16 protein-coding genes are annotated in these 21224 nt (G+C 70.2%); 12 read left to right on the top strand and 4 right to left on the bottom strand.

The window, feature by feature from the left end:
* The first annotated feature begins 52 nt into the window (after window positions 1-52).
* From FB561_RS25555 to FB561_RS25525, 7 genes are all read left to right on the top strand, one after another.
* Window positions 53-565 (top strand): GNAT family N-acetyltransferase, encoded by a 513-nt coding sequence (locus FB561_RS25555; RefSeq protein ID WP_145811028.1) that lies wholly within the window; start codon window positions 53-55, stop codon window positions 563-565.
* Between the two features lie 336 nt (window positions 566-901).
* Window positions 902-2593 carry an ABC transporter substrate-binding protein gene (locus tag FB561_RS25550; RefSeq protein ID WP_145811026.1) on the top strand — a complete coding sequence of 564 codons (1692 nt, stop codon included), beginning with the start codon at window positions 902-904 and terminating at the stop codon, window positions 2591-2593.
* Window positions 2594-2602: 9 nt separating this feature from the next.
* Complete coding sequence (locus FB561_RS25545; protein WP_145811024.1) at window positions 2603-3556, top strand: ABC transporter permease; 954 nt, start codon at window positions 2603-2605, stop codon at window positions 3554-3556.
* Window positions 3556-4440 carry an ABC transporter permease gene (locus FB561_RS25540; protein WP_145811022.1) on the top strand — a complete coding sequence of 295 codons (885 nt, stop codon included), beginning with the start codon at window positions 3556-3558 and terminating at the stop codon, window positions 4438-4440. Before FB561_RS25545 ends, FB561_RS25540 begins: the two co-directional genes overlap by 1 nt.
* Window positions 4437-5444, top strand: a complete 1008-nt coding sequence (locus FB561_RS25535) for an ABC transporter ATP-binding protein (protein WP_145811020.1) — start codon at window positions 4437-4439, stop codon at window positions 5442-5444. The genes FB561_RS25540 and FB561_RS25535 overlap by 4 nt, the downstream gene beginning before the upstream one ends.
* A complete protein-coding gene (locus FB561_RS25530) occupies window positions 5444-6433 on the top strand; it encodes an ABC transporter ATP-binding protein (RefSeq protein ID WP_145811018.1) in 990 nt (329 codons plus the stop codon). The genes FB561_RS25535 and FB561_RS25530 overlap by 1 nt, the downstream gene beginning before the upstream one ends.
* Entirely contained in the window at window positions 6430-8205 is a 1776-nt protein-coding gene (locus tag FB561_RS25525; protein ID WP_145811016.1) for a gamma-glutamyltransferase family protein, read from the top strand. The genes FB561_RS25530 and FB561_RS25525 overlap by 4 nt, the downstream gene beginning before the upstream one ends.
* Before the next feature lie 6 nt (window positions 8206-8211).
* Here the strand turns inward: FB561_RS25525 and FB561_RS25520 are convergent, their stop codons facing one another.
* Entirely contained in the window at window positions 8212-8883 is a 672-nt protein-coding gene (locus tag FB561_RS25520; RefSeq protein WP_170284761.1) for a GntR family transcriptional regulator, read from the bottom strand.
* Between the two features lie 152 nt (window positions 8884-9035).
* On the opposite strand from FB561_RS25520, the gene FB561_RS25515 reads away from it, so the two are divergent.
* Window positions 9036-9962 (top strand): GNAT family N-acetyltransferase, encoded by a 927-nt coding sequence (locus FB561_RS25515; RefSeq protein WP_145811012.1) that lies wholly within the window; start codon window positions 9036-9038, stop codon window positions 9960-9962.
* On the opposite strand, the gene FB561_RS25510 is transcribed toward FB561_RS25515, so the two are convergent.
* Window positions 9934-11937, bottom strand: coding sequence for a hypothetical protein (locus FB561_RS25510; protein WP_145811010.1), 2004 nt, complete (start codon window positions 11935-11937; stop codon window positions 9934-9936). The genes FB561_RS25515 and FB561_RS25510 overlap by 29 nt on opposite strands.
* A gap of 251 nt (window positions 11938-12188) precedes the next feature.
* Here FB561_RS25510 and FB561_RS25505 point away from each other — a divergent pair, with 251 nt between their 5' ends.
* Together FB561_RS25505 and FB561_RS25500 are read left to right on the top strand one after the other, a co-directional pair.
* Window positions 12189-14198, top strand: coding sequence for a sulfatase-like hydrolase/transferase (locus FB561_RS25505; RefSeq protein ID WP_145811008.1), 2010 nt, complete (start codon window positions 12189-12191; stop codon window positions 14196-14198).
* Window positions 14199-14212: 14 nt separating this feature from the next.
* Window positions 14213-15277 (top strand): LacI family DNA-binding transcriptional regulator, encoded by a 1065-nt coding sequence (locus FB561_RS25500; RefSeq protein WP_145811006.1) that lies wholly within the window; start codon window positions 14213-14215, stop codon window positions 15275-15277.
* A gap of 28 nt (window positions 15278-15305) precedes the next feature.
* Here the strand turns inward: FB561_RS25500 and FB561_RS25495 are convergent, their stop codons facing one another.
* Complete coding sequence (locus FB561_RS25495) at window positions 15306-17081, bottom strand: M1 family metallopeptidase (RefSeq protein ID WP_145811004.1); 1776 nt, start codon at window positions 17079-17081, stop codon at window positions 15306-15308.
* 349 nt (window positions 17082-17430) lie between these two features.
* Here FB561_RS25495 and FB561_RS25490 point away from each other — a divergent pair, with 349 nt between their 5' ends.
* Entirely contained in the window at window positions 17431-18195 is a 765-nt protein-coding gene (locus FB561_RS25490) for a M28 family metallopeptidase (RefSeq protein WP_238335052.1), read from the top strand.
* Here the strand turns inward: FB561_RS25490 and FB561_RS25485 are convergent.
* Window positions 18184-19176 carry a CapA family protein gene (locus FB561_RS25485; protein WP_170284760.1) on the bottom strand — a complete coding sequence of 331 codons (993 nt, stop codon included), beginning with the start codon at window positions 19174-19176 and terminating at the stop codon, window positions 18184-18186. The genes FB561_RS25490 and FB561_RS25485 overlap by 12 nt on opposite strands.
* A gap of 485 nt (window positions 19177-19661) precedes the next feature.
* Here FB561_RS25485 and FB561_RS25480 point away from each other — a divergent pair, with 485 nt between their 5' ends.
* Window positions 19662-21224: an adenylate/guanylate cyclase domain-containing protein gene (locus FB561_RS25480; protein ID WP_145810999.1), complete on the top strand. Its 1563-nt coding sequence runs from the start codon at window positions 19662-19664 to the stop codon at window positions 21222-21224.

Below are 21224 nucleotides of genomic sequence, written 5' to 3'. Positions count from 1 at the left end.
GCCTGAACGTCTCAGGCAACCGCTGGATCCCTTGGTTTGAAAGGGTTTCCCGTTGTCCACTCCTTCCTGGATCACCCGTGCCGAGACCACGGCCGACGTCGCCGCGGTCCGCGAGGTCAATCTGCAGGCGTTCGGCCGGACCTACGAGCCCGACATCGTCGACGCTCTGCGGGCCGACCCGGCCGCCTGGTTGCCCGGCTTGTCGATCATCGCGACCACACCGGACGGCGACGTCGTCGCGCACGCCTTGCTGAGTCGGTGCCACGTCGATGACGTCGCCGTCCTCTCCCTCGGCCCCGTCGCGGTCCGACCCGCGTACCAACGGCAGGGCGCCGGTAGTGCGGCCATCCGCGCAGCGCTCGATGCTGGACGCGAAGCCGGTGAGGCGGCTGTCGTGCTGCTCGGGCATCTCGAGTACTACCCGCGGTTCGGGTTCGAACCGGCCGCGTCGTTCGGGATCACCCACGCCGACGTCACCGGGCCGAACGTGATGGCGTTGCAGCTCGACCCCGCCAGGGCGATGCCTTCCGGCCAGATCCGGTACCCGGCGGCCTGGGACATCTGACCGACGGCACCAACTCGATCACACGCCGTACCCGCGGCCACGTTCTGTATACGAACCCCGCGGGGCGGCGTGTTCCCGACGAGTCCCTCGATCGGGCGAGAGCCCCGGCACAACCCTCATCGGACAACGGCCCGCAAGTATCGAGGCACGCTCGATCGTCAAGTAAACAGGCAGGTCTGAGCCACCGAGCAACTCGCCACAAGAACCTCGTGACGTCGGTCGGTGCTCCGCGTAAGGGGTTCGATAACAGTCTGAGGCAAACTCGCCGAATCACTTGCGCACCCTCCTTGTATACATGAAACAGTCGACGGAACCGCTCATCCCCTGGAGGACGCCATGCTCCGTCGAACCGCGTCGCGGCCGATCCGCCCCCGTCGAGGCTCCCGGCACCGGTTGGCCGGTTCGGTCGCGGTCCTCGCCCTGGTCGCCGCGGCGACGGCCTGCTCGCCGGTGGAATCCAGCGGCGACCAGACCGGCGGAGACAGCGGGGACCAGGCCGGTGCGACCCAGGACGTGTTCGGCGACAAGGCCGATCCGGCGCAGGTGAAGCCCGGTGGGACGTTGACCGTGGCGTTGTCGGCCGATCCGGACAAGCTCGACCCGTCGCTCTCGCGCAGCCTGTACTCGCGGTACGTGTTCCACACCATGTGCGAGAAGCTGTACGACCTCGGCCCGGACGCGAAGGTGGTGCCGCAGCTGGCGACCGCGTTGCCGACCATCTCGGCCGACGGCCTCAGCCTGACCATCCCGCTGCGCGAGGGCGTGAAGTTCGCCGACGGCGGGACGTTCGACTCGGCCGCCGTGAAGGGGTCGATCGAGCGCGGGCTGACGATCGCCGGTTCCGGCCGCAAGAGCGAGCTCGGACCGATCAGCTCGGTCGAGACGCCGGACCCGAAGACGGTCGTGATCAAGCTGACCAAGCCGTTCGCCCCGTTGACCGCCGCGCTTGCGGACCGGGCCGGGATGGTGCTCAGCCCGGCCGCGGTGAGCAAGCTGGGGGCCGACTTCTCCACCGGGCCGGTGTGTGTCGGCCCGTTCAAGTTCGCCAGCCGGGTCGCGCAGAACTCGATCAAGGTGGTCAAGGATCCGCTGTACTACGACGCCGCCAAGGTCCAGCTGGACGCGATCGAGTACCGGATCATCACCGACTCCAGTATCCGGTCGGCGAACCTGCGCTCGGGAGACGCGCAGATCGCCGACTCGCTCTCGACCCAGGACGCGCCCGAACTGCAGAAGGACGGCAGCCTGTCCGTGCTGCAGTCGCAGTCCCTCGGGTACCAGGGCCTGACGATCAACATCGGCAACGCCACCGGCATCGGGAACCCGGTCAAGCAGCTGGACACCCCGATCGCGAAGGACCCGCGGGTCCGGCAGGCGCTGGAGGCGTCGATCGACCGGGAGGCGCTGGTCAAGTCGATCTTCAACGGGCTGAACACGGTCGCCTGCTCGCCGATCTCGCCCAAGAGTGAGTTCACCAGCGACGCGGCCCAGACCTGCCCCGGGCACGACCCGGCCAAGGCGAAGGAACTGCTCGGCCAGGCCGGCGTCAGCACGCCGTACAAGGTCAGCATGATCACCTCGAACAACCCGGACAGTCTCCGCCTCGCCCAGGCACTGCAGGCGATGGTGAAGGAGGGTGGGTTCGACCTGGTGATCAAGCCGGTCGAGTACGCGTCGCTGCTGGACCAGCAGGACCGCGGTGACTTCGAACTGCTCCAGCTCGGCTGGTCCGGCCGGGTCGACCCGGACGCGAACATCTTCAACTTCGTCGGTTCCAAGGGCAGCCAGAACGTTGCCGGCTACAACAACCCCGAGGTGGACCAGCTGCTCACCGACGCCCGTCAGTCCAAGGACCAGGCGGAGCGGATCGAGCTGTACGGCCAGGTGGTCGGCAAGCTGCAGCAGGACGACCCGCTGATCTACCTGTACCGGCAGCGCAACCTGACCGGGGTCTCGAAGAAGGTGCTCGGCGTCCAGACCTATCCGGACGGGGTGATCCGGACCGCGTTCGCCGGCTTCGCCAAGTAGGGCCGCCGGATGAGGCGCTACCTGCTCGGCCGGCTCTGGCAGTCGCTGGTCACCTTGCTGTTGGCAACGATCGTGGTGTTCCTCGGGGTCCGGGCGCTGCCGGGTGATCCCGCCCTCGCGCTCGCCGGGGAGGACCGCGATCCCGAGTCGCTGCGCGCGATCCGTGAGCAGTACGGGCTGGACGACTCGCTGCTGGTGCAGTTCTGGCAGTTCGTCAGCCACGCGGTCCGGGGCGATCTCGGCGACTCGATCAGGACGGGCGAGAGCGTGGTCGGGATGCTCAAGAGCGCGCTCCCGGTCACCCTGGAGCTGTCGGCGCTGGCGATCCTGATCGCGAGCCTGATCGGGGTCGGCGCGGGCGTCGTCGCAGCCGTACGCCGCGGCCGGCCCGCCGAGTGGGCCGCCAACGGGCTGGCGCTGCTCGGCTTGTCGGTGCCGAACTTCTGGCTCGGCCTGATGGCGATCCTGTACCTGTCGGTGGCGACCGGCCTGTTCCCGGCGTCGGGGTTCGTGCCGTTCTTCGAGGATCCGGTCCGCAATCTGCACCACCTGGTCCTGCCGGCGGTGATCCTCGGGACCGGGCTCGCCGCGGTGATCATGCGGCAGACCAGGTCGTCGATGCTGGACGCGCTCTCGGCCGACTACATCCGCACCGCCGAAGCCAAAGGGCTGCCACCGCGCGCTGTGATCGGCCGGCATGCACTGCGCAACAGCCTGATCGTCGTCGTGACGATCGTCGGGCTGCAGCTGGGCGCGTTGATCTCGGGGGCGGTCGTGACCGAGAGGATCTTCGCGTTGCCGGGATTCGGCAAACTCACCGTGGATGCCGTGTTCCAGCGCGACTACCCGGTCATCCAGGCCGTCGTGCTGGTCACGGCCACGGCGTACATCGTCATCAACCTGCTGGTCGATCTGCTGTACTCCGTGATCGATCCGCGGATCCGGGTCCGAGGTGAGGTGTGATGGCAGTCGCCGATGTGACCGTGACCGCGGCCGCCCCGCTGTCGTCGCGGCGCCGCAAGGTGGTGCGCCGCCTGCTCCGCAATCCGCTCGCGATCGCGGGACTCGTCGTCCTCGGGATCGCCGTCCTGGCCGCGGTGTTCGCACCCTGGCTGGCTCCACACGAGCCGACCGAGACACATCTGAGTGAGGCGTTCGCGTCGCCCGGCACCGCGGGGTACGTGCTCGGCACCGACGATCTCGGCCGCGATGTGCTGTCCCGGATCATGTACGGCCTCCGTGCGTCCTTGCACGTCGGACTGCTCGCGGTCGCCACGTCGCTGGTCGTCGGGGTGCCGCTCGGGTTGATGGCCGGGTACTTCCGCGCGATCGACGCGCTGATCTCGCGGTTCACCGACCTGGTACTGGCGTTCCCGTTCCTGATCCTGGCGGTCGGGCTGGCCGCGATCCGCGGTGCCAGCCTCGGCAACGCGGCGATCGCGATCGGGGTCGCGCAGATTCCGGGGGTGATCCGGATCGTCCGGTCGGAGACGTTGCGGCTGAAGTCGCTCGACTTCGTCGCGGCCGCGATCGTCGAGGGTGCCGGCGACCTGTGGGTACTCGGCCGGCACATCCTGCCGAACGCGGCGTCGGTGATCATCGTCCAGGCCACGGTCGCGATCCCGGCTGCGATCCTCGGCGAGGCCGTGCTGTCGTTCCTCGGGCTCGGCATCCAGCCGCCCGCGCCGAGCCTGGGCACGATGTTGTCCGACGCGCAGCAGTTCGCCACCAAGGCCCCGTGGGCGGCGGTGATGCCGGGCCTGGCGATCATGTTGCTGACCCTGGCGTTCAACATCGTCGGCGACAGCCTGCGCGACGCCGTCGACCCGAGAGCGAGCCGCCGATGACGGAGCACCGTACTGATTCCAGCCCCGTGCTGAGCGTCCGTGGTCTGTCGGTCAGCTTCCGGACCGAGGACGGCCGGCTGTCGGCCGTGGACGGTGTCGACCTCGAAGTCGCCGAACGCGAGGTGCTGGCCGTCGTCGGCGAGTCCGGCTGCGGCAAGAGCGTCACCGCGATGAGCCTGGCCGGCCTGCTCCCCCGCTCCGCGTCCGTCGACGGCTCGGTCCGGCTGGACGGGGTGGAGCTGATCGGCGCCGGCAAGAAGACACTGCGCTCGATCCGGGGCCGCGAACTCGCGTACATCTTCCAGGAGCCGATGACCTCGCTGAACCCGGTGTTCACCGTCGGCCACCAGATCGGCGAGGTGCTCCGCGTCCACAACGGCCTGTCCCGGACAGCCGCGAGGAAACGGTCCGTCGAACTGCTCAAGCTGGTCGGTATCCCGTCGGCCGAGCGCCGGGTCGACGACTACCCGCACCAGCTGTCCGGCGGAATGCGCCAGCGGGTGATGATCGCCATGGCGGTCGCGTGCGACCCGAAGGTGCTGATCGCGGACGAACCGACGACGGCGCTCGACGTGACGATCCAGGCCGGCATCCTCGACGTACTGCGCGGCCTGCGCGAGCGGCTCGGGACCAGCGTCGTCCTGATCACGCACGACCTCGGCGTGGTCGCGGATCTCGCCGACCGGGTCGCGGTGATGTACGCGGGGCGCGTCGTCGAGACCGCCGACGTGCACGACCTGTTCGCCCGGCCACAGCACCCGTACACCGCGGGGCTGCTGTCCGCCTCGCCCTCGGCCGGACGGCACGCGGGGACGCACCGGCTCAACGAGATCCCCGGGTTGGTCCCGGTACTCACCGAGCAGCCCGACGCCTGTACGTTCGCCGACCGCTGTCCCCGCGCCGTGGACACGTGCACGACGCAGCAGCCCGTCCTCGCAGCGAACGGGAACCCGCAACACCAGGTGGCGTGCTGGAATCCCGTCCGCGAACCGGTGGAGGTCTGATGTACGCGCTGGAGCTGGAAGACCTCGTCATGCATTTCGGCCCGGTCCGTGCGGTGGACGGGGTGTCCCTGCGGATCCGCAAGGGCACCGTGGTCGCGCTGGTCGGCGAGAGCGGGTCGGGCAAGTCCACGGTCGGCCGCTGCATCGTCCGGTTGCTCGAACCGACCGACGGGACGATCCGGCTTGCCGACAACGACATCACCCACCTGAGCCGGCGGCAGCTCCGTCCGCATCGGCGGGACGTGTCGATCGTCTTCCAGGACCCCGCTGGCTCACTGGATCCACGGCTGTCGGTCGGCGACATCGTGGGCGAACCACTGCGGCTGATGAAGCAGCGCGACACCGCAGGACCTGTCGCTGACGCGCTCCGCCGAGTCGGGCTGCGCCCCGAGGTCGCCCAGCGCTCACCGCACGAGCTGTCCGGCGGACAACGTCAGCGGGTCAGCATCGCGCGCGCCCTGATCTCCTCACCACGGCTGCTGGTCGCCGACGAGCCCACCAGCGCGCTGGACGTCTCGGTGCAGGCGTCGGTGCTCAACCTGCTCGCCGATCTCCAGCGGGACCTCGGATTCGCCTGCCTGTTCATCACCCACGATCTCTCCGCGGTGGAGTACCTCGCCGACGAGGTCGCCGTGATGTACCTCGGCCAACTGGTCGAGCAGGGTCCGCGCGAGCGCATCTTCGGTGCGCCGGCGCATCCGTACACGCAGGCGTTGCTGTCTGCGGCGCCCGTCCCCGACCCGACCACCCAGCGGTCCCGGAACCCGGTCCTGCTCGGGGACGACCTGCCGTCGCCGATCGACCCGCCGTCCGGCTGCCGCTTCCACACTCGGTGCCCGGTCGCCGTGGAGAGATGCCGGACCGTGGTCCCCGAGTCCCGGGAGATCGGTGTGGGCGGACACCAGGTGGCGTGTCACCTGGTCGCCGACGACGGCACCGGGCCCGACGTACGCCTGGACCAACCAACTCACAGGGGAGCTGCTCGATGAACTTCACCACCCGGCCCACGCTGCGCGGTACGTTCGGGATGGTTTCGTCCACGCACTGGCTGGCGTCCCAATCGGCGATGCGGATCCTGGAGCTCGGCGGCAACGCGTTCGACGCGGCCGCGTGCGCCGGGTTCGTGCTGCACGTGGTGGAGCCGCACCTGAACGGTCCCGGTGGTGAGGTCCCCGCGATCATCGCCACCGCCGAGGACCCGACGCCCCGTGTCCTCTCCGGTCAAGGGGTCGCTCCCGCCGGGGCGACCATCGAGCACTTCCGTTCCCTCGGGCTGTCGTTGATCCCTGGTTCGGGCCCGCTGGCTGCCGCCGTACCGGGGGCGGTCGACGCGTGGCTGCTGCTGCTCCGCGACCACGGGAGCCTCCCACTGCGTACCGTGCTGGAGCCCGCGATCGGGTACGCGCGGAACGGGCACCCGGTGGTCGGGCGGGTCGGGGACACGGTCCGTACCGTGCAGGAGTTGTTCACCGAGCACTGGCCGACCTCCGCCGCGCTCTGGTTGCAGGGCGGAAAGGCGCCCGAGACCAACGCGCTGTTCAAGAACCCGGCGTACGCCGACACGCTGGAGCGCCTCGTGGTCGCCGGGGAGGCTGCCGGTGCGGACCGAGTCGCCCAGATCGAGCGGGCGCGATCCACGTGGCGTGAGGGGTTCGTGGCCGAGGCGATCGACGAGTTCATGCGGCAGCCGCACCGGGATTCGAGCGGCAAGGACCACGCCGGCCTGGTCACCGGGGACGACGTCGCCGGGTTCGAGGCGAGCTGGGAGGAGCCGGCGACGCTCGACTGGCACGGTCACACCGTCGCCAAGACGGGCGCGTGGGGACAGGGACCCGCGCTGCTGCAGTCGCTGGCCGTCCTCGCGGAACTCGGCGACCCGGCGGACCTGGACCTCATCAGCGCGGAGGCCGTGCACACCACGGTCGAGGTGACCAAGCTGTCGTACGCCGACCGCGAGGCCTGGTACGGCGATGGGGCCGAGACCCCGCTGAAGACGCTCCTCTCCCCCGCGTACGCGAGGACCCGCGCCGCCCTCGTCGGTGAAACCGCCTCGCTGGATCTCCGGCCGGGTGCACCCGACGGCCGGACACCGACGCTGCCCTCTCTTGCTCTCGGCAACGATGTCGGGGTGGACGCGACCGTCGGCGAACCGACCGTGGCCCCCGAGGGCGTGACGCGCGGCGACACCTGTCACGTCGACGTGATCGACCAGTGGGGCAACGTGGTGTCCGCGACCCCGAGCGGTGGCTGGCTGCAGTCGTCGCCGACGATCCCCGAGCTCGGCTTCTGCCTGGGGAGCCGCTTGCAGATGTTCTGGCTGGAAGAGGGCCTGGCCTCGTCCCTCGCTCCCGGGCGGCGTCCTCGGACCACCCTCACGCCGACCCTCGTACTGCGGGACGGCGTGCCCGTGCTCGCCTGTGGTTCGCCTGGTGGTGACCAGCAGGACCAGTGGCAGTTGCTGTTTCTGCTGCGGAACCTTGCGGGCGGACAGGATCTGCAGGAGGCGATCGACGCACCCGCGTGGCACACGACGGGCTTCCCCTCGTCGTTCTACCCGCGGGCGATGGAGCCGGGCAGCCTCGTGATGGAGAGCCGCCTGGGGACAGCGGTGCGCGACGAGCTGGTACGACGTGGGCACGTGGTCACCGACGCGGACGCGTGGAGCCTCGGCCGGCTCTGTGCAGTGGGACGGGAGCCGGACGGCGTGCTCACCGCGGCTGCGAATCCCCGTGGCATGCAGGGCTACGCGACCGGGCGGTGACCCTGACTACTTGAGCGGGAGTGCAGCGGCGGCAGCAGCCTCGATGTGGGCGCGAGCTGCTTCCGTCGCGGCCTCCCGGTCACCGGCGGCGATCGCGTCCACCACGCGGATGTGCTCCTCCCACGAGTGCGGCGCACGCTGGGCGGCACCGACGCGGAACACCCAGTGGACGTGGTGGTACATCGCCCCCGACAACGACGCCAGCCAGCGGTTGCCGCTGATGTCGAACACGGCCAGGTGCAAGGCACTGTTCAGCTCCGCGACCCGGTCGAAGTCCCCCGCCTCGGTCGCGGCCTGCGCCTCCTTCAGCAGACCACGCAGCCGCTCCACATCCTGCTCGGTCGCCCGCTCGGCCGCGAGCCCCGCGGCGAGTGTCTCCAGCTGCCTGCGCACCGCGAACAGGTCCCGGATCGCGGTGTCGTCCAGCGTCGCCACCACGGCACCGCGGCGCGGCAGGATTTCCACGAACCCCTCGGTCTCCACGACCCGCAACGCCTCGCGGACCGGGTTCCGGGACACCCCGAAGTCGTCGGCGAGCCGGTTCTCGGTCAGCCGCTCACCCTGCTCGTAGTCGCCGTCCACGATCCGCCGGCGCAACTCGTTGAGCACCTGCTCGCGGAGCGCGATGTGGTCCGCACCGATCGTCCGTACCTGTTCTCCCCCAAAGCCCTGGTTCACCCCGGCTCCCCTCGTCCCCGCGGCCCCGTGCGGTCGCAGCATCAGCACGGTAGCCGACACCCGGTCCCGCCCAGGCCCTGGTGGTTGCCCGGTGAGCTGGTTGCCCGGTGAGCTGGTTGCCCGGTGAGCTGGTGGTTGGTTAGGTTGCGGGCTTGGCCATCACGATCACTCCCCTGACCGATCCGGACTACCGCGCGTTCAGCCGTCGACTCGCGTGGCTCGCTGCCGACGCGGACGGCAACCCGGTCGGCTCGGCGTACCTCCGACTCAACAGCAAGCCGTCCCAGGCGCACTTGACCGAGCTGGAACTCACGGTGCATCCCGCGGAGCGCAGGAAGGGCGTCGGCTCGCTGTTGCTCGACGCTGCGACCACAGCGGCGTGGGAGAACGAGGCGCGCATCGTCCTCGCCGACGCGGTCGCGGAGTCGCCTGGTGACCACTTCCTCGCCCGGCACGGATTCACGGTCGGGCTGACCCTCGTCTTCACCAGGCTGCCGCTGCGAGACACCGACGTACCCTCGGTCGCGCCGCCCACGGGGTACGAGCTGGTGGCGTGGCAGGGTGCACCGCCCGACAACCTGATCGAGTCGTTCACCGTGACGCGCGCCGCGATGAACGACGCCCCGATCGGCGACATCTCGTACGGCGTGGAGGCGTGGGACGTGGAGCGGTCCCGGTTCGTCGCCGAGGTGGTGGCGCAGCGCGGCGACCGCCTGCACACGGTCGCCGCGATCCACCAGGAGTCCGGTGACGTGGTCGCGTTCACCGAACTCGTCGTACCGGGTGACGGGCAGGCGGATGCGCAGCACTACGGCACCGCGGTACGCACGGAGCACCGCGGACACGGCCTCGCTCGCTGGGTGAAGGCCGAGCAGATCCGCCAGGTGCGCGCCGACTACCCCGAGCTGCGCGGACTGCTGACCGACATGGCCGAGTCGAACCACGCCATGCGGGCCGTGAACGATGCCCTGGGCTACCAAATCACCCACCGCACCCACCGGTACCGCCTGGATCGGCCCGGCCAGCCGGTCAGCGAACCGAGACCTGGCGCTAGCCCTTGGACAGCTCGAGCACGGTGACGGAGTGCGCGGCGAAGCTGTACTCGAAGTCGCCGGACCCGGCCTTCGCGGTGCTGTGTTCGAGCTGCACGTCGTCGGGATTCTCGATCCCGTTGAACGAGGTGAAGTCCTCCCCCGCGATCGTCGAGACCTTGGCCTGCCCCGTGTGCCGGTACCCCGCCGGTACCACCTTCGCGGTCACCGCCTGGTCCGGGTGCCGGTTCACCACCACGATCCGGAGCTTGCCATCGGCACCGACCGTCGCGGTGGCGGTGAGGGCGTCGTAGGAGGGTCCGAATCCCGGCTCTGGCTCGACCGGGACGACCTGCGGATTGCCGTCGAGGCTGGTGCGGACCGAGGCACCACCGGCGCGCAGCATCGGCGCCAGTTGTTCCCGCACCAGCGCGTCGACCGTGTAGACGTAGGTCGAAGGGCCGCCGAGGACCGCGCGAAGGCCCGTCGGGGCCTCCGAGATCAGTGTGTTGCCCAGCACCCAGGGCACGCCCAGCTGGGCGTACCGCGTCCATTGCGAGGCCATGTAGGTGGCGTGCGACATCGCCGTCGTCCAGGACGGGTAGGCCGATACATCGCCTTGACCGCCGAACCACAGAGCGCCGAACTCCGAGATCCCGACGTAGGCCTGACCGGTGCTGTGCTCGGCCAGATCCGCCTGCAGGTCGCGCACCAGTGACGTGGCTCGCGCCTCACCCAGCATGTGCTCGTCGTGGCCTTCCCGAGCCGTCTCCCAGTCGGCGTCCCCGAAGTCACGCAGGAAGTTCGTGTACGGGTGGATCAGGACGCAGTCGTAGTCGCCGGCCCGGCCGGCCCGCGCCATCAACTCGGCGAACGAGGCGTTTCCGAGCCCGCTGGCCACGGTGACCGGCGCCCAGCTGGCGCAGACGTCGATCGCCGGATCAGCCTGCTTCATCGCGTCGTAGAAGTCGGCGAATCCAGGCTTCGGCCCGGAGGTGTAGTCCGCGCGGACCTCCGCGTCGTCCGGTGGGATCGCACCGTGGACCCCGTCGCCGAACCGCACCGCCCCGGTCTTCGGGTCGAAGGCGTAGACCTTCTCGTCCGGACCGACGGCACTCAGATCCGCCACCTCGCTCCAGACCGCGCCTCCCACCTTGATCGTCTGCGATCCGGGCACAGCCGGCGGATAGTACAAGGTGAGCTGCTGCCCTGGCTTGCCGTCACCCGCCGACGCGGCCGGCCGACGGTCACATCCGCGCGCGAGTCGCTGGCCGACCTGTGCCTGGCTCCCGCCGAACGCGTACTGGCGGGCCGCGATCACCGGGTCGGTGCTGCGCCAGTAGTTCTGCGAGTTGACCCGGTCCGGCTCGTTGCCCACTTCCCAGAACTTCACCCCGTACGGCGCCGGGTGCCCGTTGTCCGCCCGGCGTTGGGCCCACGCCACACCGCCGCGGGGATTGGTGCCGACCGCGGCGTTCATGTACTCGACCCAGTCCGCCGCATCGGCCGGAGTCGAGTTCGCCATCGGTGTCATGATCTCCGGCTCGGTACCGGTGGCGGCGACGAACTCCATGTACTCGTCCGGGCCGTAGACGCTGTCGAGCACCCCGGCGCCGCCGTTCGCGCTGCCGTCGGTCTGGCAGCCCCGCTCCGCCGTGGGTCCGATGCCCTTCTTCCAGTCGTACAGGTTCGCCGAGGTGCCGCCCGGGAAGCGCACCATGCCGAGCCCGGTCCGTCTGGTCTTGGCGACCACCTCCGGGTTCGGGGCGTCGCGGACCGGATCCCAGAGGCCGTGGGAGTTGCCGAACCACTGATCGATGTTCACGCCGGTCAGGTACGGCGACAGTGGCGCCAGCCGATCCTTCGCCTGGACCCGCACGACCGGTCCCTCGTCGGCCGGCCGAGTGCCCGCACGGGCCGGGCGATCGGTGGTGGAGATCAGGCCTGCGGCCAGCAGGCCGGCCGCCACCAAGGGGACGACGGCTGATCGGAGCAGGGCGGGACGGGTTGTTCGCTCGGACACCATGACTCCCCTTCGGGCGGCACCTGGACAGGGTTCGTCGCCGAAACTGGATAACGTTGTAAACGCTGGTCTAGCAGGTGATCCAGGCTCTCCGCAACAGCTCGGACCGATCGTCGGCCAAGGAAATTTACTACGTTGTAAGCCGAGACCTGTACACCCTGGTGCACCGCGCGCATAATCGCAGCGACGCCAGCGCCGGCCCTGACGGCCGCCGGCTCCGACCCGTGCGGCAACGAACGAAGGAGTTGACGATGAACCGGCGCAGGAAGGCAATCATCGGTGGGCTCGGCCTCGGTCTGGTCGCCGCGGCGGGCTGCCTCGGCGCCCCGGCGGCCGGCGTGGGGACCGGCACCGGTGCGCCTGGGGCCGACCCCGGCAGGCCGAACGTGATCATGATCCTGGCCGACGACCTCGGTTTCGCCGACACCTCGCTGTACGGCGGCAGCATCGACACACCGCATCTCGCGGCCCTCGCCGACGCCGGTGTCACCTTCACCGACGGCTACGCGGCGGCACCGGTGTGCGCGCCGTCCCGGCTCGGGCTCATGACCGGCCGCGACCCGGCGCGCTGGGGCGCGGACAGCAACGTCTCCGCTCGTCGCCTCCCGACCGATCTGACCGGCGACCGCGCGCCCGGCCCGGCGATGGGCAAGCTACTGCAGACCGCGGGGTACTCGACCAAGGCCGTCGGCAAATGGGACCTGTCCGGTATCGACCGGTTCATGGGTGAGGACGAGGTGCAGGACAAGCCGAACCTGCCGCACCAGTTGGGGTTCGACGAGTTCTACGGTGTGCTCGCCGGGCTCGCTCAGTACTGCCCGGAGAACGACAACTCGACCTTCGCGTGGGATGCCGCGGCCGGGCGCTACCGCAGCCAGGACCCCGATCAGTACCTCACCGACGAGTTCAGTGAGCAGGGGGCGGACTTCGTCGGGCAGCATGCCGCGCAGCAGGATCCCTTCTTCCTGTACCTGTCCTACAACGCACCCCATGTACCCCTCCAGACCCGGACCGCGTGCTCGTTGCCGGCTCCGGTCCAGGATGAGCGGGCCCGGTACGAGGAGATGGTGCGCATCGTCGACGAGGGTGTCGGCCGGGTGATGGACGCGCTGGACGCCGCCGACGGCATCACCGGCAACCACAGCAGCGATCCGAACGTCCGCAACACCATCGTCGCCTTCACCTCCGACAACGGGCCGGAGCACGACTGGCAGACCGGCCCGCTGAACGGCCGGAAGTACTCCGCGTTCGAGGGCGGCGTCCGGGTGCCGTTCGCGATGGCCTGGCCGGCCCGGATCCCAGCCGGTACCGAGTACAACGAGATGGTGAGCGCGCTGGACCTGTTGCCCACCTTCGCGACGGCCGCGGGCGCGCCGTGGCAGGACGGGGACCGGCCAGGGGTCGACCTGGTCCCGCACGTCCTCAGCGGCCGGCCCGCTCACACCAGCCTGCACTGGCGCTATTACGGCGACAACGTCCAGGGCGGCGCACCGGTGGGCAGCGCCCGGCTGGCGATCCGGGCCGGCGACCTCAAGTACCTGCGCGATGTGACCCCGACCGGTGAGACCAGCGAGCAGCTGTACGACTTCGATCGCGACTACGACGGCGACGGAACCCCTGACGGTCACACCGAGCGGCACAACGAGGCGACCAGTCCGCGATACGGCGAGGACAAGCGGCGCCTGATCGGTACCTGGCAGGACTGGGCCACTCGGCTGCCGGTGGCTGAGCCGTTCGAGGTCTTCCGACCGGCGACGGGACTACCGGACGGATTCGCGTCGTACGGGGGGACATGGCGCCAGACCGACGATGCCAGACTGGCAGTGAGCACCGATGCCGCTGCGGATGTGGCGGCGTCGGCGACCTACTTCCGTGACAGCAGCAACGAGGTGGAGGTGGAGTTGTCCGGTTCCGGGTCGGCCGGCCTGGTCACGCGGGCCGAGGCCGGGCCGGTCGGCTCCCCCGCGGCCACAACGCTGAACGGCTACCGGACCGAACTCGTCACCGGCTCGGACCAGGTGCGGCTCAGCCGCGTCGAGGCCGGGGTGGCCAAAGAGGTTGCCCATGGCACCTTGCCCGCACCGGTGACGGCCGGCACCCGGTACCGGTTGAGAACCGTGCATGCCGGCAGCCGGATCGAGGTGTACGTCGACGAGGCGAAGGCGATCAGCTGGCGTGACGGCAGGCCGCGGACCGGCGGTAGCATCGGCCTGCACGCGAGCGAGAACGCGATCTTCGACCAGCTGAGGGTGCGTCCCTGACCGAGGAGGACCAGATGCGGACCCGACTCAAGGATGTCGCCGAACGAGCGGGCGTGTCCGTCAAGACGGTGTCCAACGTGGTCAACGGCTACCAACACGTGTCGCCGGCGCTGCGAGCCAAGGTGACGGTGGCGCTGGAGGAGCTCGGCTACCGGCCCAACCTCTCGGCCCGCACCCTGCGTCGGGGACGGTCCGGGATGATCGCGCTGGCCCTGCCCTCGGTCCGCGGTCCGTACTTCAGCGAGCTGGCACACCTGATCGTCAGGGAGGCCGAGCAGCACGAGCTCACGGTGCTGATCGACTGCACGTACGGCGACCTGACCCGCGAGCAGACCGTGGCCGAGGGGTTTCGTACCCAGCTCATCGACGGGATGATCCTGTGTCCGTGGCAACTGGGTGCGACAGACCTGCGCAGGCGGGAGGACACCACGCCGCTGGTGCTGCTCGGCGAGCGGGTCTCCAACGGAGTGGACAGCGTCGCGGTGGACAGCCGGGCGGTCGGAGAGGCAGCCACCGAACACCTGCTGTCGATCGGCCGTCAGCGGATCGGTGTCCTGCGAAGCCTGCCCAGCAACACCGGTGGCGTGGTCAGCAAGATCCGCCTGGACGGCTACAAGCGCGCGCTCGCCGCGGCCGGTCTGGAGTTCGACCCTGCCCTGGTCGTCGACGTCGACCGGCCGCACGGCGTGGACCCGAGGGTGGCGACCGACGCACTGCTCGACCTGCCGGAGCCGATCGACGCGATCTTCTGCTTCAACGACGAACTCGCGCTGGTCGCGATGCGCCGGCTGTACGAGCAGGGCTATCGCGTCCCGGACGACATCGCGGTGATCGGAGTCGACGGCATCGCCGCCGGTGCCACCATCACCCCGACGCTGTCCACCATCGTTCCGGACAAGCAACAGATCGCTGCCGAAGCAGTCCGCATGCTGGTCGAACGGATCGAGGGTGACTCAGCGGCCGCCCGCCGTCGGGTGAAGGCCGGATTCACCCTGCTTCCGCGGGAGAGCACCATGGGCCTACAGCGGGTCCGGCGCCGCCCCCGCACCCGACCGGCGAGACAGGCGACCCGGAGCTGACGTCCAGTGTCGTTTCAGCGGTCCGTCGTCACGTTCCTGACCCGAGGATCTTCTGCACGGCCGCTGTCGTGATCGGGTGGTACCCGGGCTTCGCCGCGGCGAACACCTCTGCGGCGAACGCGCGCCCCTCGTCCGTCGCGCTCAGCGCCTTGTAGACGGGCAGGACCAGCTTCATCCGGCCCACCCGCGTCAGGAAGCCGGCCAGCTCGTCGTACGCCGCGATGTACTCGCTGGTGGCCGCGATCGAGTACCAGCGGCGGGCGATCTCACCGTTCGCCGTGCCGGTCAAGGTGAACTCGCGGTCGAGCTGCTGCAACTGGATGACGCTCAGCTGGTCCGGGGCCGCGTCAAGGAAGCGGAGCCACTCCTGCGTAGTCCAGCTCTTCCCACCACTCGGCAGCTCACCCGTACGGAGCCACGTGTCGCGTGCCTCGTCCACGGCGGTGAACCGCGCCGACTCGGCCCGCTGCGCGAACGCCGGAATCCCCGGCTCGTCCAGCCAGGCGGCGACCTCTGCCGCGGTCACCACGTCCGGGTGCGGCGTGAGCAGGTGCTCGTGGAGATGCTGGACGAAGTCGGTCGAGTTGATGCTGCGGAACGCGAACCGGTCGAAGTACCCCTGCAGGAACGGGTCGAACACGTCCCGCCCGAACCGCTCCTCCAGCCACGACAGGAACCAGGATCCCTTGAGCGGACCGAGCCCGGTGGTGCCGTGGTACTCGGTGCCGTGGTTGAGGCCCGGCAGCTCCACCACGAGCTGTGCCGGCGTGAACGGCTCCAGCTTGGCGGTGGAGTGCTGCTTGATCGCGGTCTCCATCACCGCGGTCTCGGTGCCGTACACCGCCTCGACGATGCGGTTCTCCACGTACGACGTGAAGCCCTCGTTCAGCCAGATGTCGTCCCAGCTGTCCTGGGTGACCAGGTTGCCGGACCAGCTGTGCGCCAGCTCGTGCGCGATCACGTTCACCAGCGACTTGTCCCCGATCACCACGGTCGGGGTCGCGAACGTCATCCGCGGGTTCTCCATCCCGCCGTACGGGAACGACGGCGGCAGCACCAGCAGGTCGTACCGGCCCCAGCGGTACGGGCCGAACAGCGCCTCGGTGACCCGCATCATCTCCTCGGTGTCGGAGAACTCCGCGGCGGCCCGCTTCGCCATCTCCGGCTCGGCCCACACCCCGGACCGCTCCCCGGTCGGCTCGAACACCAGGTCACCGGCCGCGATCGCCAGCAGGTACGACGGGATCGGCTCCGGCATCACCACGTCGTAGGACCCGGTCCGGCGGGACTCGGTGCCGTTGTCCGCGCTCATCAGCACCATCAGCTCGGGCGGAGCGGTCACGTGCGCCGCGTAGCTGAACCGGACGCTCGGCGTGTCCTGCACCGGTACCCAGCTGCGCGCGTGGATCGCCTGCGACTGGCTGAACATGAACGGCAACAACCCGCCCGCCGTCATCGACGGCTCCAGCCACTGCAGACCCGTTGCCGTGGGCGCCGTCCGGTAGCTCACCCGGACCTGCTCGTGGCCCGCGGTACGGATCGTCAGCGCGGACCCGAGCTCCTCGTCCGGCAGCGCGAGGCTGAACTCCAGCGGCTCCCAGCCGTCCGAGGTCGCGCCGTCCACGGCCGTGACCGTGATGTCGCGGGTGTCCAGGACCAGGCGCTCACCCGGACTGGTCCAGGCGAGCGTATGGGTGGCACTCCCGGCCACGACCTTGGCGTCGAAGTCCAGCTCGAGCTCCAGCGCGAGGTGGGTGGTCCGGACCAGGGCAGGTTCGGCATAGGAGTGGCGGTCGTGCGTCACAGGAGGCTCCCGAAAGCAGAGGTGGTCCGCAGACACTACCCACACATCCGATGAATCAAGCGACCAATCAGGGCCACCGGCAGCACCGTGCCAACCCAGCCCACCTCGGCTTGGGTGTCCTGGGCAGGATGGAGGTATGCGGGCCGCCACTCCAGCCCTGGCCACGCTGCTGTCCCTGCTGGCCACCACCGCCTGCACCAGCAGCCCACCCGAAGCTGAGCCCCCGCCTTCCCCACCAACGCCCTCAGCGTCTTTCCTGCCTTCACCCACGGTGACACCGCCGCCGACGGTCCCTTCCCCGTCGAGCACCGCCCCTCGCAGCTTCGACCGGGCGGCGGCACTGACGACCGTGCGCCACCTCGCCGGGATCGGCCCGCGCGAGGGGACCAGTACCGCGTACCGGGCCGCGCTCGGCTGGCTCGAACAACAGTTCCGTGCCGCCGGGTACCAAACGCGCCGCCAGCCGGTCCCGGTCCCCGCCGGAACCTCCTGGGGCATCCCCGTCCGCGCCGGCACGTCCTGGAACCTGATCGCCACCCGCCCCGGCTTCGACCCCGCCGCGCCACACCGGATCGTCGGCGCCCACCTGGACACCGTCCCTCAAGCACCGGGCGCCGAGGACAACGCCTCCGGTATCGCCGTCCTCCTGGAGACCGCGAGACTCCACCGGGACCGCCCGACCCGCTTCCCCACCGCGTTCATCGCCTTCGGCGCCGAGGAACCACGCGGCCCCGGCGACAGCCGCCACCACTACGGCTCCCGCGCGTACGTCGCGTCCCTCCCGCAGGCTCACCGGACAGCGCTGCGTGGCATGGTCTCCCTGGACCGAGTAGGCGTAGGCGCCGTCGTCCCGATCTGCGCGGGCTCCCCCGATCAGCTCGCGCTGCGCACCCAGGTCCGCGCGGTCGCGGCCCGACTCGGCGTACGGAGCCGGGTATGCGTGAACAGGTCGAGCGACCACTGGTCCTTCGTCCGCGCCGGCCTCCCCGGCGTGCGGCTCGGCAGTACCCCCTACGCGGAGTACCACAGCGCCCGTGACCTCCCCGGCGTCGTGGACCCGGCCCAGCTCGAACGGATGGGCCGCGTAGCGTCCGGATGGCTCCTAACGGGCTGAGCGGAGGTCGGCAAGGATCTGCTCCGCCCTCGTCCCCGTGACCACGCGCGGGCCGAAGTCGGCCCCGATCACGTACGGCGTGAGGCGCGCGGCCTTCAACGTCTTGCCCCAGTAGGTGAGCTCCAGCAGGACCCCCTCCCGGGTCTGCTGCGCGAAGTCCATGTCGAACACGAGGTTGCCCAGCGAGTGAGCGACCACCTTGCCCGCCGGGAACTCCACCGCCTGGACCCAATGCGGGTGCCCACCGATCACCAGATCCGCACCCGCGGTGGTCAGCGCTGCCGCTACCGCCCGCTGCGCCGGTACCGGGTCGTGGGTGTACTGCTGACCCCAGTGCGGCAGCACCGCGACCACGTCGACCGAGGTCTTGAGTGCCCGGATCGCCCTGGTGACCGCGGCGAGGTCGCCCTGGTTGAGCGGCCCCGTCCTCGGCGGCATGCGCACCTCGACCACACCGGGGGTGGTCGCCGTGGCCCGCGGCGTCTCACCGATCGCGTTGAAGGCCAGGAACCCGAACCGGACCCCGTCCCGCGTGACGATCACCGGACGGGCCGCCTCCTGGAGATTGCTCCCGGCACCGACCGGCTGCAGCCCGCCCGCCTTCACCAGCCGCACGGTCTCGACGAGAGCGCGTCGCTGGAAGTCCCCGGTGTGATTGTTGGCCAGCGAGACCACATCGATGCCGACGTCCCGCAGTCCGGCGACCACGCCAGGCGGAGCCGCGAAGGAATCACCGCCTTGTTGTGGCTCACCCGCTGTGGAGAGCGTGCTCTCGAGATTCACCACGGTGAGATCAGGGGCCTTCAGCCGCGGCCCGATCGCGCGCAACGGCCGGGAGACGTCGCCGGCTCGCGCCGAAGCCGCTCCGACCCTCCTCCCGAGCATTAAGTCCCCACCGGCAGTCATCGCCACGACCTGGGCGGGTGGCTGTGGCCCCTTGATCCGCAACGGGTACCGCGCCGGCTCGTCGAACGGATCCACCCCACCAACCGTGAGCGGCCGGACCGAAGGCCCCACTCTTGAGGTCGGCACCACGGCAAGCGCTCCAGCAGAGCGCTCCACGGCCCGGACGTCCCGGACCACCCGGAATCCCCGCCACGAACTGACCGCCCCATCAGCGATCCGCCGGGCGGTGGCCAGATCGAGATCCTGTTCGGCCCGCGTCGGATGAACCACGAGCGCCAACGGCTCGCTGCTCTCCACCGTCGACCCCGTCGGCCTGGGCGACGGCCGATGACTGGCTACCGGCTCGCTGGATGCCCCAGCTGTCGGCACTCCGCCCGGCTCTGGCCCGCGTCCATCGGAGCACGCTGCAGCCAGGGCACCGCAGCACCCCAGGACCAGCAAAGCCCGAGCCCGCCCTGCCATACCGTCACGCTAACGGACCGCCGAAACCCCGAACGCCGTCACGAACGCTGTGGCGAGCCGGTTGCGGAGCGTACGAGCCGGTCCACCAGACTGGGGGCATGATGCCCGAGGGTCGCCCCGAGGTGGCGCTGCGCCGCCGGCCGTTCGGTTCCTGGTTGCTCGGTCCGGCCGACCAGAGTCCGCGGGCGCTCCGGATCCGCGTCCAGACCCTGCTCACCACCTTCTCCATCGGTACCAACGTGATCGGCGCGATCGTCGTCTTCGTGCTGGCCGTCTTCGTCCTGCCCGGCCCGTCGGCCACCGACGACCTGGTCCTGATCCGGACCGTCGCCTTCCCGGCGTACTTCCTCGCCGCCCTGCTGATCGGCGCGGTCTGGAGCACCCGGCTCGCGCTCCGCGTCACCAACTGGGTCCTCGAGGGTCGCCCGGCCACCCGCAACGAGCAGATCGCGACCCTGCAACTGCCGTTCCGGCTGACGATGATCGAGGTCCTGCTCTGGTTCATCGCCACCGTGTTCTTCAGTGTGCTGACCGCGTTCCTGCAGCCGGAGAGCGTGCTGCGGGTCCTGGTCACCACCCTGGACGGCGGCATCGTCACCTGTACCGCGTCGTACCTGCTGACCGAGTTCGCGCTCCGCCCGATCGCTGCGCGCGCCCTGCTCGACCAGCCGCCGCCCCGCCGCCTGCTCGCCGCCGGGCTCAAGGCGCGGACGGTCTTCTTCTGGGCTGTCGGATCCGCCGTACCGGTGCTCGGCCTGATGCTGACGGCTGTGCTCGCCCTGATCGAGAAGGACGTGTCCGCGACCCGGCTCTCGGTGATCATCCTCGTCCTCGGCACCGTGGTCCTGGTCTGCGGCTGGCTGCTCACGATGCTCTCCGCACGCTCGGTCGTCGCGCCGGTCCGCTCGGTCCGGTTGGCACTCACCGTGATCGGCGACGGTGACCTCGACGTCCGGATCCCGGTTTTCGACGGTACCGAGCTCGGGTCCCTGCAGGCCGGGTTCAACCGGATGGCCGTCGGCCTGGCCGAGCGCGAACGCCTCCACGACCTCTTCGGCCGGTACGTCGGGACCGAGGTGGTCCGCGAAGCTCTCGACAAGGACTCGCTCGGCGGCCAGGAACGGTTCGTGGCGGTGCTGTTCGTCGACCTGGCCGGCTCGACCAAGATCGCGGCCGCCCGTCCCCCGGCCGAGGTCGTCGAGCTGCTCAACCGCTTCTTCGCCGTCGTGGTGGACGAGGTCGACCGGCACGGCGGCTTCGTGAACAAGTTCGCCGGCGACGCCGTCCTCGCCGTCTTCGGCGCCCCGGCCGAACTCCCCGACGCGGCCGGCAGCGCGCTACGGACCGGCCGGGCCCTCGCGACCCGCCTCGCCGACGAGTTGCCGGAAGCAACAGCCGGGATCGGGGTCACGGCCGGCATCGTCGTCGCCGGCACGGTCGGCGACGTCCGCCGGCACGAGTACACCGTGATCGGCGACCCGGTCAACGAGGCCGCCCGGCTCAGCGACCTGGCGAAGACGACCACGCAGCACCTGATCGCGTCGATGACCGCGGTGGAGAAGGCCGACCCCGAGGAAGCGCCGAACTGGCGGCCCGCCGAGAAGACCACGCTCCGCGGCCGGCCCCGCCCGACCCACCTCGCGTACCCGGCGGAGAGTTAG

The sequence above is a fragment of the Kribbella amoyensis genome (assembly GCF_007828865.1).
GTDB classification, from domain to species: domain Bacteria; phylum Actinomycetota; class Actinomycetes; order Propionibacteriales; family Kribbellaceae; genus Kribbella; species Kribbella amoyensis.
This window is presented reverse-complemented; position numbering and strand designations above follow the sequence as displayed.

Coding starts and splice junctions, on each gene's coding strand:
- FB561_RS25545 (WP_145811024.1), top strand. CDS start 2,603: ATGAGGCGCTACCTGCTCGGCCGGCTCTGGCAGTCGCTGGTCACCTTG.
- FB561_RS25540 (WP_145811022.1), top strand. CDS start 3,556: ATGGCAGTCGCCGATGTGACCGTGACCGCGGCCGCCCCGCTGTCGTCG.
- FB561_RS25500 (WP_145811006.1), top strand. CDS start 14,213: ATGCGGACCCGACTCAAGGATGTCGCCGAACGAGCGGGCGTGTCCGTC.
- FB561_RS25480 (WP_145810999.1), top strand. CDS start 19,662: ATGATGCCCGAGGGTCGCCCCGAGGTGGCGCTGCGCCGCCGGCCGTTC.
- FB561_RS25550 (WP_145811026.1), top strand. CDS start 902: ATGCTCCGTCGAACCGCGTCGCGGCCGATCCGCCCCCGTCGAGGCTCC.
- FB561_RS25505 (WP_145811008.1), top strand. CDS start 12,189: ATGAACCGGCGCAGGAAGGCAATCATCGGTGGGCTCGGCCTCGGTCTG.
- FB561_RS25525 (WP_145811016.1), top strand. CDS start 6,430: ATGAACTTCACCACCCGGCCCACGCTGCGCGGTACGTTCGGGATGGTT.
- FB561_RS25535 (WP_145811020.1), top strand. CDS start 4,437: ATGACGGAGCACCGTACTGATTCCAGCCCCGTGCTGAGCGTCCGTGGT.
- FB561_RS25530 (WP_145811018.1), top strand. CDS start 5,444: ATGTACGCGCTGGAGCTGGAAGACCTCGTCATGCATTTCGGCCCGGTC.